Source organism: Chryseoglobus sp. 28M-23 (assembly GCF_014789785.1).
In the GTDB taxonomy this organism is placed as follows: Bacteria; Actinomycetota; Actinomycetes; order Actinomycetales; family Microbacteriaceae; genus Microcella; species Microcella indica.
In genome coordinates this window covers 1,105,342-1,130,428 of the sequence record NZ_CP061846.1, presented here as the reverse complement: position 1 = coordinate 1,130,428, position 25,087 = coordinate 1,105,342, and the positions used below count along the sequence as shown (strand labels likewise).

General features: G+C 71.5%; 25 protein-coding genes and 1 tRNA gene. 3 read left to right on the top strand and 23 right to left on the bottom strand.

Translation table 11 applies throughout. The features are described from left to right. The first annotated feature begins 38 nt into the window (after nucleotides 1-38). Nucleotides 39-605 (top strand): peptide deformylase, encoded by a 567-nt coding sequence (gene def, locus IE160_RS05510; RefSeq protein WP_191151877.1) that lies wholly within the window; start codon nucleotides 39-41, stop codon nucleotides 603-605. 35 nt (nucleotides 606-640) lie between these two features. On the opposite strand, the gene IE160_RS05505 is transcribed toward def, so the two are convergent. The 11 genes from IE160_RS05505 to IE160_RS05455 all read right to left on the bottom strand — a co-directional run bounded on the left by IE160_RS05505 (nucleotide 641) and on the right by IE160_RS05455 (nucleotide 10,809). Continuing rightward, the gene (locus tag IE160_RS05505) at nucleotides 641-955 is read right to left on the bottom strand and encodes an AzlD domain-containing protein (protein WP_191151876.1); all 315 of its coding nucleotides are present in this window, start codon (nucleotides 953-955) and stop codon (nucleotides 641-643) included. Then, nucleotides 952-1,719, bottom strand: coding sequence for an AzlC family ABC transporter permease (locus IE160_RS05500; protein ID WP_179873678.1), 768 nt, complete (start codon nucleotides 1,717-1,719; stop codon nucleotides 952-954). Before IE160_RS05500 ends, IE160_RS05505 begins: the two co-directional genes overlap by 4 nt. Beyond that, entirely contained in the window at nucleotides 1,716-2,129 is a 414-nt protein-coding gene (locus IE160_RS05495; protein ID WP_191151875.1) for a response regulator, read from the bottom strand. Before IE160_RS05495 ends, IE160_RS05500 begins: the two co-directional genes overlap by 4 nt. Further along, nucleotides 2,126-3,040: a sensor histidine kinase gene (locus IE160_RS05490; RefSeq protein WP_191151874.1), complete on the bottom strand. Its 915-nt coding sequence runs from the start codon at nucleotides 3,038-3,040 to the stop codon at nucleotides 2,126-2,128. Before IE160_RS05490 ends, IE160_RS05495 begins: the two co-directional genes overlap by 4 nt. Nucleotides 3,041-3,191: 151 nt before the next feature. Further along, nucleotides 3,192-3,267 (bottom strand) — tRNA-Asn (locus IE160_RS05485). A gap of 54 nt (nucleotides 3,268-3,321) precedes the next feature. Further along, on the bottom strand, nucleotides 3,322-4,311 hold the full coding sequence (locus IE160_RS05480; RefSeq protein WP_191151873.1) for an NAD(P)-dependent oxidoreductase: 990 nt from the start codon (nucleotides 4,309-4,311) through the stop codon (nucleotides 3,322-3,324). After that, nucleotides 4,308-5,177, bottom strand: coding sequence for an ATP-binding cassette domain-containing protein (locus IE160_RS05475; protein WP_224744593.1), 870 nt, complete (start codon nucleotides 5,175-5,177; stop codon nucleotides 4,308-4,310). The genes IE160_RS05480 and IE160_RS05475 overlap by 4 nt, the downstream gene beginning before the upstream one ends. 56 nt (nucleotides 5,178-5,233) lie before the next feature. After that, nucleotides 5,234-7,150, bottom strand: coding sequence for a DNA primase (gene dnaG, locus IE160_RS05470; protein WP_191151872.1), 1,917 nt, complete (start codon nucleotides 7,148-7,150; stop codon nucleotides 5,234-5,236). Nucleotides 7,151-7,183: 33 nt separating this feature from the next. Then, on the bottom strand, nucleotides 7,184-8,458 hold the full coding sequence (locus IE160_RS05465; protein ID WP_431356477.1) for a deoxyguanosinetriphosphate triphosphohydrolase: 1,275 nt from the start codon (nucleotides 8,456-8,458) through the stop codon (nucleotides 7,184-7,186). A gap of 24 nt (nucleotides 8,459-8,482) precedes the next feature. Beyond that, nucleotides 8,483-9,697 carry a tRNA dihydrouridine synthase DusB gene (dusB, locus tag IE160_RS05460; RefSeq protein WP_179873672.1) on the bottom strand — a complete coding sequence of 405 codons (1,215 nt, stop codon included), beginning with the start codon at nucleotides 9,695-9,697 and terminating at the stop codon, nucleotides 8,483-8,485. Between the two features lie 59 nt (nucleotides 9,698-9,756). Further along, entirely contained in the window at nucleotides 9,757-10,809 is a 1,053-nt protein-coding gene (locus IE160_RS05455; protein WP_179873671.1) for a Gfo/Idh/MocA family protein, read from the bottom strand. A gap of 30 nt (nucleotides 10,810-10,839) precedes the next feature. Between IE160_RS05455 and IE160_RS05450 the strand changes: the two genes are divergently transcribed. Continuing rightward, on the top strand, nucleotides 10,840-11,328 hold the full coding sequence (locus IE160_RS05450) for an aminoacyl-tRNA deacylase (RefSeq protein WP_191151871.1): 489 nt from the start codon (nucleotides 10,840-10,842) through the stop codon (nucleotides 11,326-11,328). Between the two features lie 31 nt (nucleotides 11,329-11,359). On the opposite strand, the gene IE160_RS05445 is transcribed toward IE160_RS05450, so the two are convergent. The 10 genes from IE160_RS05445 to IE160_RS05400 form a co-directional block, all read right to left on the bottom strand. Then, nucleotides 11,360-11,500: a hypothetical protein gene (locus tag IE160_RS05445; RefSeq protein ID WP_191151870.1), complete on the bottom strand. Its 141-nt coding sequence runs from the start codon at nucleotides 11,498-11,500 to the stop codon at nucleotides 11,360-11,362. Beyond that, nucleotides 11,497-12,168: a DsbA family oxidoreductase gene (locus IE160_RS05440; protein WP_191151869.1), complete on the bottom strand. Its 672-nt coding sequence runs from the start codon at nucleotides 12,166-12,168 to the stop codon at nucleotides 11,497-11,499. Before IE160_RS05440 ends, IE160_RS05445 begins: the two co-directional genes overlap by 4 nt. A gap of 40 nt (nucleotides 12,169-12,208) precedes the next feature. Then, nucleotides 12,209-13,180, bottom strand: coding sequence for an endonuclease domain-containing protein (locus IE160_RS05435; RefSeq protein ID WP_191151868.1), 972 nt, complete (start codon nucleotides 13,178-13,180; stop codon nucleotides 12,209-12,211). Between the two features lie 282 nt (nucleotides 13,181-13,462). Next, the gene (locus tag IE160_RS05430; RefSeq protein WP_191151867.1) at nucleotides 13,463-14,848 is read right to left on the bottom strand and encodes a glycine--tRNA ligase; all 1,386 of its coding nucleotides are present in this window, start codon (nucleotides 14,846-14,848) and stop codon (nucleotides 13,463-13,465) included. A gap of 75 nt (nucleotides 14,849-14,923) precedes the next feature. Further along, nucleotides 14,924-16,018 (bottom strand): peptidase C39 family protein, encoded by a 1,095-nt coding sequence (locus IE160_RS05425; protein WP_191151866.1) that lies wholly within the window; start codon nucleotides 16,016-16,018, stop codon nucleotides 14,924-14,926. After that, nucleotides 16,015-17,832 (bottom strand): dipeptide ABC transporter ATP-binding protein, encoded by a 1,818-nt coding sequence (locus IE160_RS05420; RefSeq protein WP_191151865.1) that lies wholly within the window; start codon nucleotides 17,830-17,832, stop codon nucleotides 16,015-16,017. The genes IE160_RS05425 and IE160_RS05420 overlap by 4 nt, the downstream gene beginning before the upstream one ends. Further along, the gene (locus IE160_RS05415) at nucleotides 17,829-18,689 is read right to left on the bottom strand and encodes an ABC transporter permease (protein WP_191151864.1); all 861 of its coding nucleotides are present in this window, start codon (nucleotides 18,687-18,689) and stop codon (nucleotides 17,829-17,831) included. Before IE160_RS05415 ends, IE160_RS05420 begins: the two co-directional genes overlap by 4 nt. After that, nucleotides 18,686-19,681 carry an ABC transporter permease gene (locus IE160_RS05410; RefSeq protein WP_224744592.1) on the bottom strand — a complete coding sequence of 332 codons (996 nt, stop codon included), beginning with the start codon at nucleotides 19,679-19,681 and terminating at the stop codon, nucleotides 18,686-18,688. Before IE160_RS05410 ends, IE160_RS05415 begins: the two co-directional genes overlap by 4 nt. A 1-nt stretch (nucleotide 19,682) precedes the next feature. Continuing rightward, the gene (locus IE160_RS05405) at nucleotides 19,683-21,260 is read right to left on the bottom strand and encodes an ABC transporter substrate-binding protein (protein WP_191151863.1); all 1,578 of its coding nucleotides are present in this window, start codon (nucleotides 21,258-21,260) and stop codon (nucleotides 19,683-19,685) included. 61 nt (nucleotides 21,261-21,321) lie between these two features. Next, a complete protein-coding gene (locus tag IE160_RS05400; RefSeq protein WP_191151862.1) occupies nucleotides 21,322-22,419 on the bottom strand; it encodes an aminotransferase class V-fold PLP-dependent enzyme in 1,098 nt (365 codons plus the stop codon). Between the two features lie 82 nt (nucleotides 22,420-22,501). Between IE160_RS05400 and IE160_RS05395 the strand changes: the two genes are divergently transcribed. Then, nucleotides 22,502-23,518 carry a LysR family transcriptional regulator gene (locus IE160_RS05395; RefSeq protein WP_224744591.1) on the top strand — a complete coding sequence of 339 codons (1,017 nt, stop codon included), beginning with the start codon at nucleotides 22,502-22,504 and terminating at the stop codon, nucleotides 23,516-23,518. On the opposite strand, the gene IE160_RS05390 is transcribed toward IE160_RS05395, so the two are convergent. Both IE160_RS05390 and recO read right to left on the bottom strand, forming a co-directional pair. Further along, the gene (locus tag IE160_RS05390) at nucleotides 23,443-24,258 is read right to left on the bottom strand and encodes an isoprenyl transferase (RefSeq protein ID WP_191151860.1); all 816 of its coding nucleotides are present in this window, start codon (nucleotides 24,256-24,258) and stop codon (nucleotides 23,443-23,445) included. The two genes, IE160_RS05395 and IE160_RS05390, sit on opposite strands and share 76 nt — an antisense overlap. Then, on the bottom strand, nucleotides 24,255-25,067 hold the full coding sequence (gene recO / locus IE160_RS05385; RefSeq protein WP_191151859.1) for a DNA repair protein RecO: 813 nt from the start codon (nucleotides 25,065-25,067) through the stop codon (nucleotides 24,255-24,257). The genes IE160_RS05390 and recO overlap by 4 nt, the downstream gene beginning before the upstream one ends. Nucleotides 25,068-25,087: the final 20 nt, after the last annotated feature.

Below are 25,087 nucleotides of genomic sequence, written 5' to 3'. Positions count from 1 at the left end.
GTCAATCTACCGCTCTCGCACTCGATATTCTGGGCAGCATGGCCGTGCTTCCCATCCGCATCACCGGCGAGCCGGTACTGCACTCCCCCGCCGCCCCCGTGGGCACCATCACCGCCGAAGTGCGCGCCCTCGTCGCCGACATGATCGAGACGATGAAGGCCGCTCCCGGTGTGGGTCTCGCCGCGCCACAGGTGGGCGTGGATGCGCGCATCTTCGTCTACGACTGGGTCGACGAGAACGGCGAGCGTCATCACGGTACGGCGATCGATCCCGAGCTGCTCGTGAGCCCGCCCCCGCTCGGGGAGGCCGACGAGGACGAGGACTCCGAGGGCTGCCTCTCGGTGCCAGGCGAACGGTTCCCCCTCGTGCGCTCCGAGCACGCGCTCCTTCGCGCGACCGACCTCGACGGGCAGCGGTTCGAGCTCGAAGCCCACGGCTGGCTCGCCCGCATCCTGCAGCACGAGTACGACCACCTGCAGGGCATCCTCTACGTCGACCGCCTCGCGCACCCGCATGGGAAGGCCGCCATCAAGGCCATCAAGAAGCAGTCATGGGGCTCGCCGGGGCAGAGCTGGCTGCCTGGCCGCGATCACCTCGAGGACTGAGCGCGCCTCGCGCCCGCGCTGAGCGAGCGGGCACGTCACGCTGCCCAGCCGAGCATCCGCAGCAGCGCCGCCGAGACGGCGGCCGCGACGATGACCAGGATGAACGGCGCACGCACCGCGAGGAGCCCCGCCGCGACCACGAGGGCGGGCAGCCGCGCGTCGAGCACGAGATGCTGGCCCACGCTCACCGTCTGGACGACGATGAGCGCCGAGAGGAGTGCGACCGTCGTGAGGTTCGCCGTGCGCGCGGCCGTCGGCGTCTCGAGCACGCGGGGAGGCACCAGGTAGCCGACGAGCTTGAGCGCGAGCACTGCGATCGAGGCGAGAAGGATGATCTGCCAGAGCGTCATCGGTGGGCCTCCCCCGCATCGGGCGCGGGAGGGCCGTGCTCGTCGAGCGCCGCATCGTGCACAGGCAGCGGCTCAGCACCGGGGCGGCGCCCGAACAGGTCGGGCAGGCCCACCACGAGTGCGACGAGCGCGGCGACGAGCACCGGGAGGCCCGGCGGCAGCACAGGGATCGCCACAGCGGCGACGACCGCCGCGGCCACCGCCACGACGACAGGCTGCAGAGCGCTCAGGCGCGGCCACACGAGGCCCAGGAACGCCGCTGCCGCGGCGGCGTCGAGGCCGAACCGGCTCACGTCTCCGAGCAGGTCGCCGAGGAGCGCCCCGGCGAGCGTCATGAGGTTCCAGCCGACGTAGATGACGAGGCCGGTCATCCAGAAGCCCACCCGCTGACCCTCCGGCGTCGGCTGGGCGGTCGCGACCGCCGTGGACTCGTCGATCGTGAGGTGGCCGGCGGCGATCCGCTTCACCCAGCCCGGGCCCACGATCGGCGAGACCCGCACCGCGTACAGGGTGTTGCGCAGCCCCAGGAGCGTGGCTCCCGCGACCGCTGCCGGACCCGCTGCCGTGCCGCCCGAGGCGAGCACGCCGATGACCGCGAACTGCGAGCCGCCCGAGAACATGACGAGACTCAGCACGCAGGTCTGCCAGACATCGAGGCCCGCCGTCACCGCGAGCGCGCCGAACGACACCCCGTACGCCGAGACCGCGAGGCCGACCGCGAGCGACGCGCGCCGGGCATCCCGGCGCGAGGTGACATCGCTCACGCGCGCGCTCGGCGGGCGGTCGCGGCGGCGCGCACCGCCGTGAGCAGCGTGTCGGGCTCGACGTCCTTGTAGAGCAGGGTGTCGGCGCCCGCGTCGGCGGAAGGGCCGACGAAGTCCTCCAGGTCGAGCGCGGTCATGAGCACGATGCCGGGAGGGCCGCCCTGCTCGCGCACCTGCGCATCTGCGCGGATGCGCTCGGCCGCGGTGAGTCCGCCGACGCGAGGCATGCGCACGTCCATGACGACGACGTCGAGAGGCATGCGACGCGCAAGAGCGAGGGCACGCGCCCCGTCGGGAGCCTCCGCGACCACCTCGATGTCCGGGTGCGCCTCGAGGATCATGCGCCAGCCGAGCCGTTGCTGCGACGAGTCGTCGACGAGGAGCGCCGAGACGGGCTCGACCGTGCTCATGCTGACCCCGGGGACGGAGTGTGCGGGGCCGTCATCGTCGAGCGGAGCGAGGGGAACACGACCGCGAGCGAGAAGCCGACACCGGGGACAGGGGATGCGGTCAGGATGCCCCCGTACAGCTCCGCGCGCAATCGCATCTCACGGATGCCCTGCCCCGTGACCTCGTCGGTCAGCGCTCGCAGGTCGTCGTCCAGACTGTAGGCGCGCGCCTTGGCGTCGTTCGGGTCGACGCCCTCGCGCCGGGCCGCCGCTCGCGCACCGTCGTCCTCCACCTTGATCTGAAGACCGTCGGCCGACCACGTGACGGAGACACGCGCCTGCGTGCCCACGCCGCCGTACGTCAGAGCGTTCGCGAGGGCCTCCTGCAGGATGCGGTAGATGGTGAGCTCGACGCCCTGCATGAGGTCGACCGGCTTGCCATGCTCCTCGAAGACCACGTCGAGACCCGAATCGCGCATGAGAGAGAACAGCTCGCGCGTCGAGCGCAGCTGGGGGTGCGGCTCGACGCTCGCCTCCCCCTCGCGCACGACGCTCATGACCCGGCGCAGATCGGCCTGCGTCGCCCGCGCAGTCTCCGCCATCGCCTCGGCCACGCGAGCGACCGCCGCGGGGTCGCGCTCAGCCGTGTAGCGGATGCCGTCGGCCCGCGAGATGACCGTCGAGATGGCGTGCACCGACAGCTCGTGCAGCTCGCGGATCACGCGCAGCCGGCCCGTCTGCTCGGCGAGCGACAGCTCGAGGTCGATGCGCTCGCGCTCCGCCGCCGTGCGGTCGAACGCCGTGCGGCGAGCGCGGGATCGGGCGCGCACCCAGGCGACGAGCAGCACGACCGTGAAGAGCAGAAGCAGAACCGCCGAGGGTCCGAGGACGAGAACGAGGAACATCGCGTTCGCCGAGATCCACTCATCCATGATGCGCTCCTGACGCTCGGGCCCGCGCGAGGCACTGACGCTGAATCCGCCTCGACGACGCGGCTGGTGCCACGCTATCGCGGCGGACTCCGCTCCCGCACCCCGCCCGCGGTCCGGCACGCGGCCGTGAGAGATCACGAGAGGGAGAGGGTGGCTCCCCGAGTTGGACTCGAACCAACAACCTGCCGGTTAACAGCCGGCTGCTCTGCCAATTGAGCTATCGAGGATCGTGTGGAACAGCGAGGACTACGGTATCAGACCACACCGGTGCCGCTGCACGCTCAGTACCCCGCCTCCGGGTCGACGAGCCCCACGAATCGCCCATCGCCGAGGAAGCCGCGCACGTTCTCGGTGATGCGCTGAGCGAGGAGCGGCGCCGTCATCTCCGGGGTGTCTGCCGAGTGCGAGGTGATGAGGCAGCGCGGCTCGCGCCACAACGGGTGGTCGGCCGGCAGCGGCTCCGGCTCGGTGACGTCGAGACCCGCACCGACGAGCCGACCCTGCGCGAGGGCCTCGCCGAGCGCCACCGTGTCGACGAGCGCGCCGCGCGCGATGTTGACGAGCGCGGCCCCCTCCGGCAGCAGCGCGAGCTCGCGCGCGCCGATCAGGTGACGGCTCGCCGACGTGGCTGCCGCGGCGAGGATGAGCACCTCGGCGCGCGGGAGGACGTCGTGCAGGGCATCCACCGCGACCGTCTCGTTCGCTCCCTCGAGAGGCTGCGCCGTGCGCCGCACGACCGTGACCGTGACGCGGTAGGGCTCGAGCAGGCGCAGGATCTCGCGCGCGATGCCCCCGGCGCCGACGAGGACCACGTGCCGGCCGTAGAGCGAGGTTCCCGTGCGCGCCTCAGCCCACCGGGCGTGCCGCGCCTTGGGCGCGAGCTCGCGCAGCACCGCCTGGGCGAGCGCCACGGCGTGCTCGGCGACGGGCTCGGAGTATGCACCCTTCGCACTCGTGAAGACCGGCCCTCGACCGCCGGGGAGACTCGCGAAGAGATCCGCGAACGCGTCCACTCCCGCCCACGGCAGCTGCACCCATCCGATGGCGGGATGCGCCTCCAGCAGCTCCGCCAGCTCGTCAGCGCGCTTCTCGCTCAACCACACGAGCCCGCGAGTGCGGGCGTCGAGCTCAGCCACCTCGCCGCCCCCCGCCGCCACGGCCTCGACGAAGGCGGCCGGAACGGTGGGCAGCACGGCGATCGGCCCGGGCTCGGGACGCGTGCTCGGGATCGCGCCGCTGCCGGAGAGCGGGTCGCGGTGCTGATGTCTCATGACGACGTTCCTCGTGAGCGATCGCGGGCGAGCTCGGCGAGCCGTCGCACGTAGGGGTGGGTGCCCTCCTCGAGCACGGAGTCGATGGGCCCCATGCCGACGAGCTCGCCTCGGTGCAGGACGGCCAAGCGCGTCGACAGGCGCCGCACCTCGCCGATCTCGCTGCTCACGACGAACGCCGCGAAGCCGCGGTGCCGCTGCACCTCTGCCAGATGCCCGAGGATCGTCGCGCGCACGGTCGCATCGACACCCGCGGTGGCCTCGTCGGCCACCAGCAGCTCGGGGTCGAGCACGAGAGCGCGCGCGATCGCGACGCGCTGCCGCTGCCCGCGGCTGAGCTCGTGCGGGTACTTCGGAATCGTCGCGAGCGTCAGGTGCATGGCGTCGATGGCCTCGGCGACGATGCCGCCGGCGACCTTCCGATCGAGGTCGTCATCGCGCTCGAAGAGCGGCAGGGAGACGTTCTCGCCGACCGTGAGGTGCGGGTCGAGAACCGCGCCGGCATCCTGCGGCACATAGCCGACGCGCAGGGCCAGCTCGGCGTCGTCCTTGCGGCGCAGGCGCCGCACGTCGATGCCGAGCACCTCGAGCGATCCGCCCGCGATCACGGGCCCGCGCTCGATCGTGCGCGAGGTGAGCCCCGCGATCGCGCGCGCGAGCGAGCTCTTGCCGCTGCCCGACTCCCCGATCATCGCCAGCGTCTCCCCCGCCGCGATCTGCAGGCTCACCCCCGTGACGGCCTCGACCCCGTGACGGATGCCGCCCGGGTATCGCAGGCTCAGGTCATCGGCGATGACCGCCGGGCTCTCCACCGCCTCGGGGCGCGGAGCGCCCTCGACGATCGTCGCGGTGGACTCCTCGAGCACGGCGTCTCCCCTCGCACAGGCCGGTGAAGCTCCAGACTAGCGAGAGCGCGTGAGCATCAGTCGCCGCGCACCCGCCGGCGCTCCGTCTCGATGTCGACCATCTGCTGCTGCAGTGCACGATACCGATCGGGATCCTGCGCGGAGTCCATGCGCTGCAGGGCGCCGAGCAGCTCTGTCTTGCGCCGCAGCAGGTCGCGCTCGATGAGCGACACCGTGACGCCGCGGCAGTAGGTGGCGACGTGCCCGTCGCGGATCGGCAGAGGTGCGATCGCGAGCTGGGTCACGAGCGGGCCGAACGCGGTCGGAGCCTCGTCGGAGACCCTGCGCACCCAGTCGGGGGTGCCGTAGTGCTCAAGAGCCACGAGCAGGGCATCCCGCACGGTCGCGAGAGCAGGCTGGCTGAACGTCGTCTGCAGAGCCGTGCGCGCCGTGTCGATCGGCACCTCCCCCGGGTGCTGCAGGAGCGCCATGAGGAGCTCCTGCTCGAGCCGCGTCACCGGGTCGGTCGGCAGCTGGGCGATGCCGATCGTCGGCGCCTCCGACTCGCCGCGTGCCGCGGTCGCGTCGCCCGCCGCGATACCGCCGGGGCCCTCTCCGCCGCTCGAGCGCACGGGTGCCGACTCGCGCGGCGTGCGCGCCGCCTGCTGACGGGCGGCCTGCACGGCGCGACCCACCTCGCGCGGCTCGATGCCGATCCACCCCGCCACGGAGCGCTCATAGCCGATCGAGAGCGCCTGATCGCGGATGTCGGCCACGATCGGGGCGGCCGCACGCAACGCCGAGACTCGGCCCTCGACCGTCTCGAGGTCGAAACGGTCGAGCTGGCGGCGCACCATGAACTCGTACATGGGCTTGCGGGACGACACGAGGTGACGCACCGCGTCATCGCCGCGCTCGAGCCGCAGATCGCACGGGTCGAGACCCTCGGGCGCGACGGCGACGTAGGTCTGCGCCGCGAACCGCTGCTCCTCGATGAACGCCCGGCTCGCGGCCTTCTGCCCCGCCTCGTCGGGATCGAACGTGAAGACGACCTCGCCGAGCTGCGTCGTGTCGGCGTTCGCCGTGTCGCCCATGATGCGGCGGATGACCTTGATGTGGTCGCCACCGAACGCCGTGCCGCACGTCGCGACGGCCGTCGTGACACCCGCGAGGTGGCACGCCATGACGTCGGTGTACCCCTCGACGACGACGACGCGCTTCTCACGCGCGATCTCCCGCTTCGCAAGATCGAGCCCGTACAGAACCTGCGACTTGTGGTAGACGGGCGTCTCGGGAGTGTTGAGGTACTTGGGCCCCTGATCGGTCTCCAGCAGCTTGCGCGCCCCGAAGCCGAGCGTCTGCCCCGTCGTGTCCTTGATCGGCCACACCAGGCGCCCGCGGAACCGGTCGTAGGTGTTGCGCTCTCCCTGCCCCAGCAGTCCGCTCGCGAGCAGCTCCTCCTGCGTGAACCCCCGGCCGCGCAGGTGCGTGCCGAGAGCGTCGAAGCTCGCCGGTGCGAAGCCCACGGAGAAGCGCTCCGCCGCTGCCGGGTCGAACCCGCGGGAGCCCAGGAAGGAGCGCGCCGGCTCGGCCTCGGGGGTGCTGAGCTGCTCGCGGAAGAACTCCTCAGCGGCGGAGTTCGCGGCGAGGATGCGGCTGCGGTTGCCCTGGTCGGCGACCTGACCGCCCTCCTCGTAGTGCAGGGCGTAGCCGAGCCGACCCGCGAGCCGCTCGACCGCCTCGGCGAACGTCACGTGATCCATCTTCTGCAGGAACGTGAAGACGTCGCCGCCCTCGCCGCACCCGAAGCAGTGGTAGAAGCCCACCTGCGGGCGCACGTGGAAGCTCGGGCTGCGCTCGTCGTGGAAGGGGCACAGGCCCTTCATCGAGCCGACACCCGCGCTCTTGAGCGTCACGTAGTCGCCGACGATGTCGGCCAGATTCGTGCGTGACCGAACCTCGTCGATGTCGCTGCGTCGAATCAGGCCTGCCACAGGGGTGATCCTAGTTGTCGCAGCCCAGACGAGTCAGACGAGGCCGCGCCCCTCCACCCAGCGTTCGTGCCAGGTCGTCGCCGACTGGTCGGTGAGAGAGGCGATCTGATCGACGACGACGCGGCGCCGAGCCGTGTCGTCCGCCGCCTCCTCGAAGTCGGCGCGGAAGATGCGGCGCAGCGCCTGGGGTCCCGCGGCCCACACCGCGTCGGCGAGCTCGGTGAGCAGCCGTCGCTGGTGCGCGTACAGCGGCTGCCGCTCGTCGTGCGCCATGACGAGAGTGCCGACGACGCCCTTGAGCACGCCGATCTCGGCCCGCGTCTCCACGGGCACGACGACCGCCGCCGAGTAGCGGGCGAGCGAGGCCTGCGGATGCGCGGCACGGGTGGCGTGCACGGCCTCGTGGGCGAAACGCCCGATGAGGCGGCTCGTGAGGTTCTTGAGCCTCGCGAGGTTCGCGCGCGTGCCCGACCATTCGGTGACCCACGTCTCGATGCCCTGCAGCCTCTCGAAGGCTGCTCGCACCTCGTCCTCGGTGAGCTCATCGCCCATCCAGCGCAGCACGCCGCGCACGAGATCTTCGTGATGGTCGCGGCTCGCGAGAATGCCCGCGTCGACGACGCCGCCCACGATCGCGTCCTCGAAGTCGTGCACCGAGTAGGCGATGTCGTCACTGAGGTCCATGACCTGAGCCTCGATGCTGGGCACGCGGTCGGGCGCTCCCTCGCGCATCCACTCGAAAGCGGGCACGTCGTCGGCGTACACGCCGAACTTGCGGCGGCCGCCCGGGTCGTCGACGCCCAAGGCCAGCGGCCACGGATACTTGCACGCGGCGTCGAGGCTCGCGCGGGTCAGGTTGAGGCCGTAGCTCGCGCCGTCCGCGCCCATGACCTTCGGCTCGAGCTTGCTCAGCAACCGCAGAGTCTGGGCGTTGCCCTCGAAACCGCCGATGTCGGCAGCCCAGGCGTTGAGGGCGCCCTCGCCGTTGTGCCCGAACGGCGGGTGCCCGAGGTCGTGCGAGAGGCAGGCGGTGTCGACGACGTCCGGGTCGAGTCCGAGTGCGACCGCGAGCTCGCGACCAACCTGGGCCACCTCGAGTGAGTGCGTCAGGCGGTTGCGCGCGAAGTCGACCCCCGCCGTCGGGCTCAGCACCTGCGTCTTCGCCGACAGGCGGCGCAGGGCGCTCGAGTGCAGCACGCGAGCGCGATCCCGCGCGAAATGGCCGCGATTCGTCGTGTGCTGCTCGGGGTGACGCCGCGCGGCGTCGTGCTCGGAGTACCGAGAATCGGGGCTGGTCACACCGTCCACGCTACCGAGAGAGTGGGGCACGCGTCAGCCGCCGCTGTGGTGCAACTCGGCGGCGGAGATCGCGGCCCGGTGGGCGTCGGTCAGCTCGCGGTCGGCGAGCCAGTTCTCGGGCAGTGCAGGCCTCTTCGGCGAGCCCGCACGGCCGCGCGGCCCCTCAGCCTCTGCGCCCGGGTAGGGAACGTCACGGTCGAGCTCGCCCAGCAGGTCGTCCATGTGCTGCAGACTCTCGACGGCCGCCAGGCGTGCGCGCAGCTCACCGCCCACGGGGTACCCCTTGAAGTACCAGGCGACGTGCTTGCGGATGTCGCGGCACGCCTTCACCTCGTCGTCGAAGAACTCGACGAGCAGCTCGGCGTGGCGGCGGAACGCGTCGGCGACCTCGCCGAGATTCGGTTGGATGCGGACGTGGCGCTCTGACTCGTTCTCACTGTCCGCGCGAGCGCGGAACGCCGCAGCGAGGTCGCCGAACAACCACGGCCGGCCCAGACACCCGCGCCCGACCACGATGCCGTCGCAGCCCGACTGCTCGACCATGCGCAGGGCATCCTCGGCTGACCAAATGTCGCCGTTGCCCAAGACCGGCACGGAGCTGATCGTCTCCTTGAGCGTCCCGATCGCGTCCCAGTCGGCGTTGCCGCTGTAGAAGTCGGCCGCCGTGCGCGCGTGCAGCGCGACCGCCGCGACGCCAGCGCCCTCAGCGGCCTTGGCCGCCTCCAGGTAGGTGAGGTGGTCGGCATCGATGCCCTTGCGCATCTTCACCGTCACCGGGATCGGGCCAGCCGCCCGCACCGTCGCCTCGACGATCGAGCGGAACAGCTCGAGCTTCCACGGCAGGGCGGCACCCCCGCCCTTGCGGGTGACCTTCGGCACCGGGCATCCGAAATTCATGTCGATGTGGTCGGTGAGCCCCTCGCCCACGAGGAAACGCGTCGCCTCCGCCGCCGTCGCCGGGTCGACGCTGTAGAGCTGGATGCTGCGCGGGGTCTCTGACTCGTGATGCGTGATGAGGCGCATGCTCTCGGGCGTGCGCTCGACGAGCGCCCGACTCGTGATCATCTCGCTCACGTACAGGCCGGCCCCGTACTCGCGGCACAGGCGGCGGAACGCCGTGTTCGTGATGCCGGCCATCGGCGCGAGCACGACCGGCACGCTCAGCGGGATCGGGCCGATACTGAGTGCGGGCGCTGCGGGCGCAGGGAGCGTCACGGCAGGCGCAGAGGGAGTGGACGGAAGAGACATGACCGGTCCATTCTCCCAGGTCACCCCGGCCGCGCGATCCGCGCTCGCCGTGCCCGCGGTCAGGAGGCGCTCTGCGCGTGCGCCTGCTCGATGATGCGCACGGTCTCGAGGGCGCTGCGCGGGTCGACGGGCACCGAGGCGCCGTCGAGGATGCTTGCCGCGACCTGCTCGTAGAACCGCGGGTAGGCGCCCGCCTCCGTCGGAACCGGCACAAGCGGCTGCTCGCCGTTGTCGACGCCGAGCAGGCCCCACTGGGCCGAGGGCGTCTCGCCGTATCCCTCGCTGCCCGGCCAGCGGCCAACCTTGAGTGCCGGCTCCTGCCCGTCGAGGCCGTACACGCTGTACCCGCTCTCGTCGCCCAGCACGCGGAACCGCGGGCCGCTCTGCGCCGCCACCCGGCTCATCGTGAGGTGGCTGCGCACGCCGCTCTCGTGCCGCAGCGAGAGGAACGCGTCGTCCTCGCTGCCGAGCCCCTCGCGCACGGCACGCAGCTCGGCGACCTCGAGCGTCGCCGGACCGAACAGCGTGAGCGCCTGATCGACGAGATGGCTGCCGAGGTCGAAGAGGATGCCGCCGCCCTGCGCTGGCGTGATCTGCCCCTGCCACTGGTCGCGCTTCGGAGCCCCGAAGCGCTCGAACGTCGACACGAAGCGGTGCACCGTGCCGAGGGCGCCGCGCTCCAGCAGGCGTGCGACCGTGAGGTAGTCGCCGTCCCAGCGTCGGTTCTGGAAGACCGTGAGAGGGCGTTGCGCGGCGTCGGCCGCGGCGATGATCGCCTCGGCGTCGGCGACACTCGGCGCGAACGGCTTGTCGATGACGACCGCGGCCCCGCCCTCGAGCGCGGTGATCGCCTGCTCGCGATGCACGTGCGGAGGGGAGGCCAGCACCACGAGGTCGAGGTCGCCGGCCGATGCGAGCGCGAGCAGGGCATCCGTCGACATGATCTGCGCACCCGGGTGAGCCGCGGTAGCCTGCGCGGCCCTCTCCTCGCTGCTCGTCGCGATCGCCGCGATCGTGAACGCGGGATTCGTCGCGAGGAAAGGGGCGTGGAAGACTCGACCCGCGAGTCCGAAGCCGATGATGCCGGTTCTGATCGGTGCGCCGTTGCTCATGGACTCAGCCTAGAGCGCGGAAGGAGCGCCATGACCGATGCAGCAGCCGGCCGCGACAGGGTCGCCGCTGACGCCGCCGCGCGCGGACTCGACATCGAGTTCGTCGAGAGGATGCGCGCCCGCTCGCTCGAGGAGGCCGCCGAGCTGCTCGGCATCGCCCCGTCGTCGATCGTCAAGACGCTCGTCGTCGCGCGCAGCGACGGCAACTTCCTCTTCGCGCTCGTGCCCGGCGACCGGCAGCTCGCGTGGCCCAAGCTGCGGGCCCTCGTCGGGGTCAACAAACTGCGGCTGCCCGACGCCGCGGAGGCGCTCGCGGCCACGGGATTCGAGCGCGGCACCATCACGCCGCTCGGCTCGACGACCGCGTGGCCCGTCTATGCCGACGTGTCGCTGCAAGGTCGGCGGGTGTCGCTCGGCGCGGGGTCGCACGGCGCGTCGCTCTTCGTCGCGGCGGATGAGCTGCTCACCTCGATGTCGGCGACCGTCGCCGACATCACCGAGCCGCTGCCGGCGCGGTAGCGCCGCGACGGGGCGCAGTCGAGCGGGGCCGCTACTCCTGAGGTTCGGGACTGCGGGGCGCGGCGATGCTCGACGGCACGAGGCAGGAGTCGCCCTCGCAGGCGGCGAGCTCGGCGCCCGGAGCCGAGGTGGTCAGGAGGGTGAGGGGCTGCGGCCGGGCATCCGCGCTCATGCCGGCGCCTCGGTGCGCTCGGCCGCCGCCTGCCTCAGCGCGGCGACGAAGTGGGCGGTGTCCTGGGCTCCCGAGATGCCGTATCGGTCGTCGATGACGAAGAACGGCACACCCTGGATGCCGTACGCCACCGCCTGCGCCATGTCCGCCTTGACCTCGGCCAAGTGCGTGTGCGCGGCGAGAGCGGTCGCCGCGGCGTCGCGGTCGAGACCCACCTCGGCGGCGAGCTCAGCGAGGTCGTCGGCTCGGCCGATGTGGCGGCCCTCCGTGAAGTAGGCGCGCAGCAGGCGCTCCTTGAGCTCGAGCTGCTTGCCGTGCGCCTTCGCGAAGTGCAGCAGCTCGTGCGCGAGCACCGTGTTGGTCTGGTGGATGTCGTCGTAGCGGTAGTCGAGGCCGACCGACTCGGCGATGCCCGTGACGCGGTCGATCATCGCGCGCGCCTGCTCGGGGGCGATGCCCTTGCGCTGGCTGAGGTAGTCGACGGGGGTCCCCTCGAAGTCGACGGGCGTGTCGGGGGCGAGCTCGTAGGAGCGGTACACGACCTCGACCTGGGGGGCCTCGGGGTCGGCCGCGAGCTCGGCCAGCGCGGCCTCGAACTTGCGCTTGCCGATGTAGCACCAGGGGCACTGCACGTCCGACCAGATCTGCACACTCAGCGGCTCGCTCATGCTGGGGTCAACGCGACCGCCGCGGGGGTATTCCCTGCGGTCACCTCCACAATTCAGGAGTCGGGGCAGGTGCGGCGGCGTGGGGAGCCACCCACCGGCGTGTCGCGGGGTGCTGGAGGGCCTCGACTCCTGAATTGTGGAGATGCACATGGATGCCGCGCGCCTGCAGCGCGCGCTCCACCGCGGCCTGCACCACGGGCCACTGGCCGAACACCTGCCGGGCGCTCGAACGCAGCGCGTGGTACCCCGCATCGGTCAGTTCGAGGTCGCGCCACCGGTCTTTCTCGAACGTGTCCCGGTGAAACTCCTCGCCATCGACCTCGAGCGCGACGACTCCCTCGACCACGAGGTCGATGCGCTCAAGCCCTCCCCTCCAGTGCACCTGCGAGGTCACCTGCAGTCCCGCGGCGCGCAATCGAGTGCGGGCGAGACTCTCGGGCAATGACTCGCAGCGATCGTCAGCGAGCTCCACGAGCGCGCTGAGCGGCCCCAGCCGTTCGGCCAGCACGGCACGATCAATGCGGTCGATCCGGCCCGAGGTGAGCGCCCAGTCGATCGCCGCTACTGCCTGCTCGAGCGGCTCGACACTGCACACGAGTTCGAGCGCCTCGAGGAGTGGCACGACACCGGTCGACTCACCCCGATCGTGGGATGCCGCGACCCAGTGCACGACGACGCCGTCGGGCCGGGCATCCGCCCAGGGAACCTCACGCCGCCACTGACTGCGCAATCGCGCCGCGTTGGTCGGCACCGCGACGTGGAGCGGATGCGTGCCGAGCACCCAGCCGCCCAGTGCGGCGATCGCGCTCAGGCCGGTGAGCCGCCCACCCACGCGGATCGCCCGGAACCGCGGGTCGTCTTCGGCCCAGCTCGAGTACCAGCCGCGCCGAGGCCGGTTGAGCCCGCCTTGCTTCAGCGCAACGCGCAGATCGTGATCCGTCGCGCCCAGCTCGACCAACCGACGCCGGTCGAGTGCGCCGCCGTGCGCGACGACGAGAGCTCGGGCATCCATGGCGGCAGGATGCCCGCCCCCACAGCCGGTGACCGGCGCTCAGCACGATGTCGGAATGTCACGCCACCCGTGCTCGCTGGGGAGGACTCGTCGCGCACCACGCGCCTCCACAACTCAGGAGTTCGCGTCGCCGCCCGCGCGCGACACGCCGACAATGGCCCCAGGATGCCCTGTCTCACGCCGCGACTCCTGAATTGTGGAGACCGAACTCGCGGGGGCGTGCTCGGCGGCACGCGTCGCTCGGTACGGGAGGCCGCGCGGGCTCGCGCCGCGGGGGCGCGGCTACGCGCCGAGCAACTCTGCCGCGAGGTACCCCTCGAGCTTGGCCAGCGGGATGCGCTCCTGCTGCATGGTGTCGCGCTCGCGCACCGTCACGGCCTGGTCGTCGAGCGTGTCGAAGTCGACCGTGATGGCGAACGGCGTGCCGATCTCGTCCTGACGGCGGTAGCGACGACCGATCGCGCCCGCGTCGTCGAAGTCGACGTTCCAGTGCTGACGCAGGGTGTCGGCGAGCTCGCGCGCGACGGGCGACAGTCTCTCGTTGCGCGACAGCGGCAGCACCGCGGCCTTGACCGGGGCCAGCCTGCGGTCGAGGCGCAGCACGGTGCGCACGTCGACGCCGCCCTTCGTGTTGGGAGCCTCGTCTTCGGCGTAGGCATCGACGAGGAACGCCATGAGCGAGCGCGTCAGACCTGCCGCCGGCTCGATGACGTACGGCGTCCAGCGCTCGTTCTTGCCCTGGTCGAAGTACGACAGGTCGACTCCGGAGGCGGCGGCGTGGGTCGAGAGATCGAAGTCGGTGCGGTTGGCGACGCCTTCGAGCTCGCCGAACTCCGAGCCGGAGAATCCGAAGCGGTACTCGATGTCGACGGTGCGCTTCGAGTAGTGCGAGAGCTTGTCCGCCGGGTGCTCGTACAGCCTCAGGTTCTCGGGGTTGATGCCGAGATCGGTGTACCACGCCATGCGGGTGTCGATCCAGTACTGGTGCCACTCCTCGTCACTGCCGGGCTCGACGAAGAACTCCATCTCCATCTGCTCGAACTCGCGGGTGCGGAAGATGAAGTTGCCCGGGGTGATCTCGTTGCGGAACGACTTGCCGATCTGCCCGATGCCGAACGGCGGCTTGACGCGTGCGGCGTTCAGGACGTTCACGAAGTTCACGAAGATGCCCTGCGCGGTCTCGGGGCGCAGGTAGTGCAGCCCGGACTCCTCCTCGACGGGGCCCAGGTAGGTCTTGAGCAGGCCCGAGAACTCCTTCGGCTCGGTCCACTGCCCGCGCGTGCCGCAGTTGACGCACACGACCTCGGCGAGCCCGCCCTCGGGCGCGCGGCCCTTCTTCTCCTCGAACTCCTCCTCGAGGTGGTCGGCCCGGTAGCGCTTGTGGCAGTTCAGGCACTCGACGAGGGGGTCGCTGAAGACGTCGACGTGGCCGGACGCCTCCCACACCTTGCGCGGCAGGATGACGCTCGAGTCGAGCCCGACGACGTCGTCGCGGCGCGTGACCATCGACCGCCACCACTGGCGCTTGATGTTCTCCTTGAGCTCGACGCCGAGGGGCCCGTAGTCCCACGCGGACCGGGAACCCCCGTAGATCTCGCCCGCCTGGAACACGAAACCGCGCCGCTTGGCGAGCGCGATGACCGCATCGAGTCGACTGCTGGATGCCACGAACACTCCTTGATCCGCCGAGCTGGGTGCACGGCACGATGGCCCAGTCTAGTGACGCTGCGAGCGCGATTCCGCCTAGGGCTTCAGGAGGATGACGCCGCGGTAGCCGCTCCCCCAGGTCACGATCGACTCGAGCTCCTCGGCACGGACGACGAGCTCGTGCGTGACGACCCAGGACTCCCCGATGCTCGTCTCCACCCAGGGGTCGTCGATGAGCACCAGCTCGCCGTGCGCGGAGAGCGCGGTGACCCAGTGCGGCGTCGGGTCGTCGATGAGGCTCGTGAGGTCGATGAGCAGGAGAGCGATCGCGCCGTCGCCCACGGCGCGCGCGAGGTCGATCATGGGCAGGCGCGACCGGTGCCGCTCCACCCCGAGCGCGTCCAGGTCGAGCGCGGCGAGCTCTTGGAGGTCGGCGCGCAGGGCGATCTCGTCGGCATCGTCGAGGTGCTCGAGCAGCACGGGGCCCTCGGTGTCGAGGTAGACCTCGACGGTGCGCGCGCCGTGCCGTGCGGCGAGGCGGGTGACGGCCGTGGCGAGCGCGTAGGGGTCGCACGCCGGCATGTTCGTCGCGGTGCGCCACACGTCGAGCTCGGCGAGCCGGTTGGCGCGGCGGTCGGGCCCGAGCAGGCTCGCTCCCGCCGCATCGAGGGCGAGCAGCGCGGCCGCACCCCCGCACGTGAACTCGGTGGTCTGCCGATAGTAGGGATGCTCGGCGCGAGGCCACTCGACGAGATCACGCACCCAGCCGAGGATGTGCGGCTCGGTGCCGGCGCCCGAGTGGTGGGGCTGCGCGAGATGCCGGAAGCCATGACCAGCCGGGTCGAGCTCGTCGACGGCGAGCGTCTCCCACTTGATGAGCGGCTCACCGAGGGAACGGGCATCCTCGACGATGCGCTCGACGATGCCCTCGACCGCGCGCTCCTGGGCCGCCCCCTCGACCGCGAAGGCGCCCGTGATGACGGCGCTCGCGGTGTGCGGGCGCCGGCGCACGCGGGCCCCCGCGAGGACGCGATCGGTGCGCGACTCGTGCGCCAGATACTCGGTCACGAGTGCCGAGCCGTCGTCGCGAGCCCAGCGATCGCGCACCGCGCCGGGCACGCCGGTCGGTGCCTCGTGGACGCCGGGCTCGAGCGTCGTTGCGGTGATCGTCACATCAGTCGTGGTGCTCATGAGGGTCCTTGTCGTGCGTCGAGGGGCCGGGAGGCGGCGAGCAGCGCTCGCGTGTACTCGTGCTGGGGTGCGCCGAGGACGGCGCCGACGGCGCCGGACTCGACTGCTCGCCCGCGGCGGAGGACGACGACGCTGTCGCACACCTGGCGGACGACCGCGAGGTCGTGGCTGATGAAGAGCACGGCGATGCCGAACTCGTCTCGGATGCTGTGGATGAGACCGAGGATCTGCGCCTGCACAGACACGTCGAGAGCGGAGACCGACTCGTCGCAGATGAGGACGCGCGGTCGCGGGGCGAGAGCACGGGCGAGAGCGACGCGCTGACGCTCGCCGCCCGAGAGGTCGCGCGGCCGCTTGCGCTCGTAGTGCGGCGGCAGACCGACGCTCGCCAGCAGCTCGGGCAGGTGCGAGGCGGGCCTGCGGCCGACCGCGAGCGCCTCGCGCAGGGTGTCGCCGATCGTCATGCGGGGGTTGAGCGCCGAGTACGGGTCTTGGAACACGACCTGGACGGAGCGTGGGTCACGCTCAGCGAGCCGGCGAGCGAGCGGCGCGCCCGCGAGCAGGATCTCGCCGTCGAAGTCGGTGTGGAGGCCGGCGACGCAGCGCGCGACCGTCGTCTTGCCCGAGCCGGACTCGCCGACGATGCCGACGATCTCCGAGGCGTGGACGCGAACGTCGACGTCGTCGACGACGGTCACGGCGCCGTGGCGGGCGCGCAGGCCGCGGACGGCCAGCAGGGGCTCGTCGTCCGCGCCGACCGGCGCCGGGTCAGCACCGGGTCGCCGTGCGTCGATCGTGAGCGGGTGAGAGCTGTGGTGGCACGCGGCGCGGGCTCCCGTGGCGACGAGCTCGAGAGGCGGTGTCTCGGTCGAGCACAGCTCGCTGGCGAGTGCGCAGCGGGGCGCGAAGGCGCATCCGGCCGGCCGCTCCCCCGGCGAGGGGACGGAGCCGGGGATACCCGGCAGCGCTTCGAGGCGCTCATCGAGGGGCGGGTCGGCGGCGAGGAGCCGCGCCGTGTAGGGATGCACGGCGCGGTCGAGCACGGCGTCGGCCGGGCCGACCTCTGCGACCCCTCCCGCGTACAGGACGATGACGTCGTCGGCGACGCCGCGCACGACGGAGAGGTCGTGCGAGATGAGGATGACGCCCAGTCCGCGGCGGCGCTGGAGCTCGGCGATGACGGCGAGCACCTCGGCCTGTGTGGAGGCGTCGAGCGCCGTGGTCGGCTCGTCCGCGATCAGCACGTCGGGGTCGCCCGCGATGGCGGCCGCGATCGCGACGCGCTGCCGCATGCCGCCCGAGAGCTCGTGCGGGTACCGCCGGGCGACGGCCGGGTCGAGCCCGACCTCGCTCAACCGCTCAGCGACGATCGCGTCGACAGCGGCACGCGCGAGCCGTCGACCAGCTCGCTTCGCCGTGGCCCGCACGGTGTCGGCGATCTGACGCCCGCAGCGGTGCACGGGGCTCAGGCTCGTGAACGGGTCCTGCAGGAGGAGCGAGACCGCCGAGCCGCGCAGGGCGCGCCAGGGCACGTCGGCCTCCGCGAGAGAGAACTCCCGGCCCTGCAGGGCGAGCACGCCCTCCGCACGGAGACCCGCGTCGAGGAGGCCCGTGAGAGCGCGTGCCGTGAGCGACTTGCCCGACCCGGACTCCCCGACGATCGCGAGGGTGCGGCCCGCCCTGACCTCGAGGTCGAGCGGCAAGACGATGCGGCCGCGCGGACCGCTCACCGTCAGGCCCGTGACCTTCAGCAGCGCGTCGCCACCAGGGGCGCTGGGGGCACCCGCGGCGCTCGTGGTCTGGACGGCGCTCATGCCCGGCCTCCTCTCGACATCGATCGCGCGGCGACGGCGTCGCCGAGCAGGTTCACGGCGCACGCCACGACGACGATCGCCAGGGCGGGCGCGAGCGCCGCCGCGGGGTTGGCGAGCAGGAGCGAGCGCCCATCGGTGAGCTGTCGGCCCCAGTCGGCCGCGTCGGGCGCCACGCCCACGCCGAGGAAGGAGAGCGAGGAGAGCGCGACGATCGCGATGGCGAGGTTGACGAGCGCGTTGGTCACGATGATGGGCGAGACGTTGGGAAGGATGTGCCGGAACATGATGCGCGCGGTGGGGAGGCGCAGCATGCGCGCCGACTCGATGTAGGGGCGCGCCGACTGCTCGATGACGGCGGCGCGGACGAGTCGGATGTCGGAGGGGGCGAACAGCAGGATGAGCATCGCGACGGTCACCCAGTAGCCGCTGCCGAAGATGCCGGCGATCACGATCGCGACGACGACGACGGGGAGGGCGAGCAGCAGATCGGTCACGCGCCCGACCGCGAAGTCGAGCGGGCCGGAGAGGTAACCGGCGACCGTGCCGACCAGGATGCCGATGACCATCGACCCGAGGGCGATCACGACCGGGCCGGCGACCGCGGAGCCCGTGCCGGCGATGAGCAGCGCGAGCACATCGCGCCCGAGCGCGTCGGTGCCGAGCGGGTGCCCCGGTGTGCCGGGCGGCGTCGCGCCGAGCAGGATGTCCTGCACGAGGGCGTCCGGGGCGAGGAGGCCGCCGAACGCGGCGAGGAGCAGCGCGAGGCCCACGATCGAGCCGGTGACGATGAGGCCCCACCGCCCGACGGAGGTCGCGCCCGGCGCACTCGTCGCCGACAGGGTGGTCGTCGCGGTCATGCGTTCGCCTTCCGAGTGCGGATGCGCGGATCGAGCACCGCGTACAGCAGGTCGATCACGACCGTGATGAGCGCGATGACGACGGCGATGAGCAGCACGAGCGCCTGGACGAGGGCGATGTCCTTGAACAGCACGGCGTCCTGCAGCATGAGCCCGAGGCCGGGGAGCGCGAACGCGGTCTCGACGAGGATCGTGCCCCCGATGACGTACGTGAGCACGAGGCCGGCAGCGGTGGAGATGGGGATGGCGGAGTTGCGGAGCGCGATCGCGAGCACGCGCATCCCGCTCAGCCCGCGCGACCGCGCGAACGTGACGTAGTCGCTCGCGAGCGCCTCGATCATGGCGGCCCGCGTGAGGCGCATGAGGATCGCGCCGAGCCCGGTCGCGAGCGCGATCGCGGGCAGCACGAGGTGGTAGAGCTGGTCGAGCGGGGTCGACCCACCGCCGTAGACGGGGAAGATCGGCAGGTAGTACGCGAACACCGTCAGCAGCACGAGGCTGACGACGAAGGCGGGGGCGCTGAGCCCCACGACCGAGAAGCCGGTGACGAGCTGGTCGACCGGCCGGCGCGCGCGCACGGCGGCGAGCACGCCGAGGGGAATCGCCGTCACGACCGCGATGAGCATCGCGAGCCCGCACAGTGCTGCCGTCAGCCCGACGCGGCTTCCGATCGCGGTCGCCACGGGGGTCTGGTACCGGATGCTCGTGCCGAAGTCTCCGCTGAGCGCGTTGCCGAGCCACGCGCCGTACTGAACCCAGAGCGGATCATCGAGCCGGTACTGCTCGCGGATCGCCGCGATCGTCTCGGGGCTCGCCGGACGCAGCCCCAGGAGGTTGCGGACGAGGTCGCCCGGCACGAGGTGCATCATGCTGAAGATCAGCACAGACAGCACCGCAACGATCGCGATCACTCCGAGAAGCCGGAGGGTGAGCATCCCCCAGAAGGAGGATGCCCACCCGGCGAGGAGTGCGCTCGGTCGCGCACTCCTCATGTCACTCGGCCTTCTCGAGCAGGGCCGGCCACGGGTTGGTGAACACGAACGGCGTGGTCGTCTCGAGGCTCCAGCCGTCGAGGTACGCCGTCGCCGACTGGCCCCACCAGAGCGGCGCGCTCGCGAGGTCGGGCCGCGCGAGCTCGTCGGCCTCGAGGATGAGGTCGGCGCGCACGACCGGGTCGCTCTCCGCCGCCGCATCCGCGAGCAGCTGACGCACTTGCTCGTTCTCGTACTGAGAGGGGTTCTCCGGGCCGTACAGGTAGGTGATGACCTCGCCCGGGTCACCCGTCGTCGAGAAGTACCACATGTAGCCGACGCCGTGCTCGCCGTCGCCGATCGTCGCGAGCCACTCCTCGATGGTCACCTCGCGCACGTCGAGCGTGATGCCGATCTCGGCGAGGTTCGCGGAGAGCGCGAGGGCGGCGCGGCCGAGCTCGGGTCCCGTCGCCGGGTACGTCAGCTCAGCCGTGAAACCGTCGGGGACGGAGGACTCGGCGAGGGCTGCCGCCGCTGCCTCGAGGTCGAAGGCGAACTGGTCTCCCGCGGCAAGAGCCTCTGCGGCGCCCTCGGGGCCGTACGCCGCGAAGAGCGACTCGGGCGTGGAGATCGCGAGGGCGACCTCGCCTCGACCGTCCAGAACGCTCGACACGATCGCCTCGCGGTCGACGGCGTGCGCGAAGGCCTCGCGCACCTTGACGTCGTCGAACGGCGCGACGGTGAGGTCGAAGACGAGGCCGACGTAGGAGAGGTCGTTGAGGTACTGCACCTCGGAGCCGTCGATCGCCTCCCACTGCTCCGCCTGCTGGAAGGGGACGTTGAAGGCGACGTCGATCTGGCCGGACTGCGCCGCGAGGAGGCGCGTGTTCTCATCGGGGATGAAGTCGACGCGCACGGTCTCGATCTCGGGCACGCCGCCCCACCAGCTGTCGACGCGCTCGAAGGCGACGTGCGAGTCGGGCACGAACTCGGTGACCTGGTACGGCGTCGTGCCGAGCAGCAGTCCCTCGCTCGTGCCGATCGTGCCCTCGTTTGCTTCCCAGTAGGCGCGCGAGGTCACGTAGAGGGCCCCCGTCGTGCTCATGAGCGTCGCGAACGTCGCGTCGGGAGCGCTGAGCGTGATCGTGAGCTCCCGCTCCGCGGTCTCCTCCATGGACGCGATGCCCCCCAGGTAGAACGAGAAGCCCGGCGACACCTCGGGGTCCTGGGCCTTCTCGATCGAGAAGATGACGTCGTCGACCGTGACGGGAGTGCCGTCCTGGAACTGGGCGTCCTCCCGCAGCGTGTAGACGTACGTCACGTCGTCCACCTGCTCCCAGCTCTCGGCGAGAGCGGGCTGGATCTGGCCCTCGGCGTCGAGCGTGACGAGCCCCTCCTGCGCGATCGAGGCGATGTAGTAGTTGAGAATGCCGTTCTCTTGACCGACGTACAGATTGGCGAGAGATCCCGGCAGGGCGACGGTGATGCTCGAGTCGTCCGCTGCGGGATCGGCGGGCGAGCTGCAGCCCGCGATCGCGAGAGAGAGGGCGACGACGGACGCGCCCAGAGCCGCGAACCTGCGGCGTTGCGAAGTGGTCATTTCGGTGCTGTCCTCCAGGTGAGAAGAGTGAACGACGATGCAGAGAACTCTCAGCGTGCGATCACTCTAGGGCGTGCAGGGATGGTGGTGAGATCATCGACGATGTCGACGATCGTGTCGGACTCAGAGCGCTGATCGCCCGCAGTACGTCGGTGTCGTCATTCCACAGGTGGAACGCGAGTCGGAGTCGACCATCGCGCCCGCTCGCGGCGAGTCCGGCGGCGCGCACGGCGGCCAGCCGGCTGCCATCGGGGTCGGCAATCGTGACGATCGACTGGTGAACGGGCACCTCGCCCATGCCGTCCAGGAAGCGGGCGCCGAGAGCGGATGCCGCGCTCCAGACCTCGGCGATCTCCAGCTCGGCGAAGAGCGCGAGCGACGGCTCGGCGCCGACCCAGGCTTGCCACGCCGGCGACACATCGAACCGGCGCGCGGTCGGCGCGAGAGCCATGCGCGGCCCGTAGATCGACCGCCAGATATCGTCGCCCGCGTACCACCCCGCCTGCACCGGCCGCACTCGGTCGCGCACCTCGGGGCGCATGGTCATGAAGGCCACTCCGCGCGGACTGCACAGCCACTTGTAGGCGTGGCACAGGGTGATGTCCCAGTCCGACGCTGCCACGGGGTGCACCCCGGCAGCCTGCGTGACGTCGCACACCGTGAGGGCGCCCGCCTCGCGCGCAGCGTCGCGGATACCCTCGACGGGCGCCACCTCGCCGGTCGCCGACTGGATGAGGGAGAACGCGATGAGCGCCGTGGCGCTCGAGATCTCGTGGGGAAGGTCGCGCAATCGAACCGACCGAACGTGCAGGTCATCGCGCACGAGGAACGGGAAGACGATCGACGTGAAGTCTCCGTCGACGACGAGCACCTCCGACCCCGGCGCCAGCGCCGTGGCCACGACCGACGCCATGACGGAGGTCTGCGATCCGATCGCGACGTCGTCGACCTCGGTGCCGACGATGCGCGCGTAGTGCCCGCGCGCGGACTCGACGACTCCGCCGTAGAACGCGGGGTCACGATGAGCGGTGCCCCACGCGACGAGGTCTGCGCGCAGGGCGCGCACGGCCTCGTTCGGGGGCAACCCGAGCGTCGCGGCATCGAGGTAGCCGGAGGCATGAGGGAACTGAGCGCGGGCTGCGGCGAGGCTCAAGGTCATGCCCTCAGCATCCCGCCGCCCGTGGCATGACCACTAGGGCACGTTGTGCATGCGATACATAACCTGCAGTTATGATTGCGCCATGGACGCGGCGGACCTCGACCTCCACACCCTGCGCATCATGCGCGCCATCGCCGACACCGGATCCATCTCCGCCGCGGCCTCGGCGCTCGGGTACAGTCAACCCGCGATCAGCCAGCACCTCGGCCGAGCATCCGATCGCATCGGGCTCCCCCTCGTCGCGCGCGCCGGTCGCGGAGTGCGCCTCACCGACGCCGGCGCCGTCCTCGCCAAGCACGCCGTGACCGTGCACTCCGCCCTGCAGGCCGCCCACGGCGATCTCGCGGACCTCGCCGGAGTGCGCGCCGGCGCCGTGCGCGTCGCGGCCTTCCCGACCGCCTCCGCCACGATCGTGCCGAGACTGCTCGGAGCGATGGCCGAGGCCTACCCCGGGGTTCAGCTCAGCTACGTCGAAGCAGAGCCGCCCGAGGCGCTCGCGCAGCTGCGCGACGGACGCGTCGACCTCGCCATCACCTTCCGATACCCCGATGACTGGAGCGACCCGCACGCTCGCATCGCCGACGAGCTGACCATGTCGACGCTCTTCGACGACGACATCATGCTGGCGATCCCGGTCGAGCACCCCGGCCGCCACGAACGCACCCACCTGAACGAGTTCGCCGATGACGAGTGGATCGCGGGATGCCCGCTGTGCCGCGGGAACCTGCTGCAGGCCTGCCAGAACTCAGGATTCCAGCCGCGCATCGCCCACGAGACCGACAACGCGGCCGCGGTTCTCGGCCTCGTCGACAACCACCTGGGCGTCGCGCTCCTGCCACGACTCGCGCTGTCGAGCGTGACCGTGCCGGATGGCGTTCACATCCAGTCGGTCGACGGCCTCACGTATCGCAGCGTGCACGCCGTGACCCTCCGCTCAGCGGTGCACGTTCCCGCCGTCGCCGCGGCGATGCGGGTCGCCGCCGAGCTCGAGACCGCGCAGTGGCAGCGCGTCGAGCCCGAGCATCACCCCGCGTCGCCCTCCGTGGCGACGGCGGGAGCGTCCACGGCTCCGCCGAAACGACGGTCGCGCGAGGCGTAGTCGGCGATCGCATCCCACAGGTGGCGGCGGCGGAAGTCGGGCCACAGGGTGTCGAGGAAGACCATCTCGGCGTAGGCGCTCTGCCAGGGCAGGAAGTTGCTCGTGCGCTGCTCGCCGCTCGAGCGCACGAAGAGGTCGACGTCGGGCTGGTCGGGCTCGTAGAGGTGGCGGGCGATCGTGCGCTCGGTGATGCGCCCCGGCGTGAGCCGCCCGGCGGCGACCTCCTCGCCGATCGCGCGCACAGCATCCACGATCTCGACGCGGCCGCCGTAGTTGACGCACATCGTCAGCGTGAGGCCCGTGTTCCCGGCCGTGCGGGCCTGCGCCTCTTCGAGCTCGCTGATGACGCTGCGCCAGAGTCGAGGGCGACGCCCCGCCCAGCGGATGCGCACGTTCCAGGCGTCGAGCTGGTCGCGACGGCGGCGCAGCACCTCCCGGTTGAAGCCCATGAGGAAGCGCACCTCGTCGGGGCTGCGGTTCCAGTTCTCGGTGCTGAACGCGTAGACGCTCAGGTGGGTGACGCCGATCTGCGCGGCGCCCGCGACGACGTCGAGCAGGCTCGCCTCGCCGGCCCGGTGACCCTCGACGCGCGTGAGGCCCTGGCGGTTCGCCCAGCGGCCGTTGCCGTCCATGACGATCGCGACGTGCCGCGGCACGGATTCTCTCCGCAATGCAGGAGGGTGCTCGCCCGTCCAGTCGAGAGGGCGCAGCGGCTCGGGGGGTCGGGATGCTCTGCTCACGCATACTCCTGAGTGGTGGAGGTCGCCGGCGCGGGGTGGGGTCGTTCCTCGGCGGCGAGGTGCAGCGCGGGCTCGACGTGCAGGGTGCGGTCGACATGGGGCAGCGAGCGCAGCCCGCGCTCGAGGTGGAACTGCGTGTAGGCGGCGATGAGCCCGCTCGCCTGCGCACGGGTGCGCTCGTCGGCGGCGTCCGCGGTCGGCCAGTCGCCGGTCAGGAGGGCGCCGAGCAGCTCGAGGGTGGCCGGGCTCACGCGCGGGGCGCCGGGAGGCGCCACGCCATCCGCCACCATGCCGCCCAGTTGCACGACGAAGGCGCTGTGCGGGCCCGCAGCGCCGGTGACCGCGCAGTCGGCGAAGCTCGGCGCCCAGCCCGCGATCGACAGCGCGCGCAGCAGGTACGAGTCGAGCGTGAGGCTCGCGTGGTGCTCGCCGCGCGAGAGAGAGCGCAGGGCTCCCACGAGGAGGAGGTACTGCTGGGGGCCGCCGCCGTCGTCGCCCGTGACCTTGTCGGCCGTCTCGACCATCGCGCTCGCGGCCGTGTATCGGGCGTAGTCGGCGCTGATCTCGTCGCCGTACGAGCCGAGGCTCACCGCCTGCTGGATGATGTCGAGGCTGCGGCCGCGGTACAGCTGCAGGTCGGCGACCATGAACGGCTCGAGGCGGCTGCCGAAGCGGCTCGCCGTGCGGCGCACGCCCTTCGCGACCGCGCGGATCTTGCCGTGCTGCCGGCCGAGCATCGTGATGATGCGGTCGGCTTCGCCCAGCTTGTGGGTGCGCAGCACGACGGCTTCATCTCGGTAGGTCGGCACCGCCCCAGTATCGCGCGTGC

What these genes read in the sequence shown, in the direction of transcription:
- IE160_RS05435 (WP_191151868.1), bottom strand. Translation starts at nt 13,180, where the DNA reads ATGGATGCCCGAGCTCTCGTCGTCGCGCACGGCGGCGCACTCGACCGG.
- IE160_RS05495 (WP_191151875.1), bottom strand. Translation starts at nt 2,129, where the DNA reads ATGAGCACGGTCGAGCCCGTCTCGGCGCTCCTCGTCGACGACTCGTCG.
- IE160_RS05445 (WP_191151870.1), bottom strand. Translation starts at nt 11,500, where the DNA reads ATGAGCGCGGATGCCCGGCCGCAGCCCCTCACCCTCCTGACCACCTCG.
- IE160_RS05440 (WP_191151869.1), bottom strand. Translation starts at nt 12,168, where the DNA reads ATGAGCGAGCCGCTGAGTGTGCAGATCTGGTCGGACGTGCAGTGCCCC.
- IE160_RS05400 (WP_191151862.1), bottom strand. Translation starts at nt 22,419, where the DNA reads ATGACCTTGAGCCTCGCCGCAGCCCGCGCTCAGTTCCCTCATGCCTCC.
- IE160_RS05480 (WP_191151873.1), bottom strand. Translation starts at nt 4,311, where the DNA reads ATGAGACATCAGCACCGCGACCCGCTCTCCGGCAGCGGCGCGATCCCG.
- IE160_RS05425 (WP_191151866.1), bottom strand. Translation starts at nt 16,018, where the DNA reads ATGAGCACCACGACTGATGTGACGATCACCGCAACGACGCTCGAGCCC.
- dusB (WP_179873672.1), bottom strand. Translation starts at nt 9,697, where the DNA reads ATGTCTCTTCCGTCCACTCCCTCTGCGCCTGCCGTGACGCTCCCTGCG.
- IE160_RS05450 (WP_191151871.1), top strand. Translation starts at nt 10,840, where the DNA reads ATGACCGATGCAGCAGCCGGCCGCGACAGGGTCGCCGCTGACGCCGCC.
- def (WP_191151877.1), top strand. Translation starts at nt 39, where the DNA reads ATGGCCGTGCTTCCCATCCGCATCACCGGCGAGCCGGTACTGCACTCC.
- IE160_RS05410 (WP_224744592.1), bottom strand. Translation starts at nt 19,681, where the DNA reads ATGAGGAGTGCGCGACCGAGCGCACTCCTCGCCGGGTGGGCATCCTCC.
- IE160_RS05505 (WP_191151876.1), bottom strand. Translation starts at nt 955, where the DNA reads ATGACGCTCTGGCAGATCATCCTTCTCGCCTCGATCGCAGTGCTCGCG.
- IE160_RS05405 (WP_191151863.1), bottom strand. Translation starts at nt 21,260, where the DNA reads ATGACCACTTCGCAACGCCGCAGGTTCGCGGCTCTGGGCGCGTCCGTC.
- IE160_RS05415 (WP_191151864.1), bottom strand. Translation starts at nt 18,689, where the DNA reads ATGACCGCGACGACCACCCTGTCGGCGACGAGTGCGCCGGGCGCGACC.
- IE160_RS05395 (WP_224744591.1), top strand. Translation starts at nt 22,502, where the DNA reads ATGGACGCGGCGGACCTCGACCTCCACACCCTGCGCATCATGCGCGCC.
- IE160_RS05490 (WP_191151874.1), bottom strand. Translation starts at nt 3,040, where the DNA reads ATGGATGAGTGGATCTCGGCGAACGCGATGTTCCTCGTTCTCGTCCTC.
- IE160_RS05420 (WP_191151865.1), bottom strand. Translation starts at nt 17,832, where the DNA reads ATGAGCGCCGTCCAGACCACGAGCGCCGCGGGTGCCCCCAGCGCCCCT.
- IE160_RS05455 (WP_179873671.1), bottom strand. Translation starts at nt 10,809, where the DNA reads ATGAGCAACGGCGCACCGATCAGAACCGGCATCATCGGCTTCGGACTC.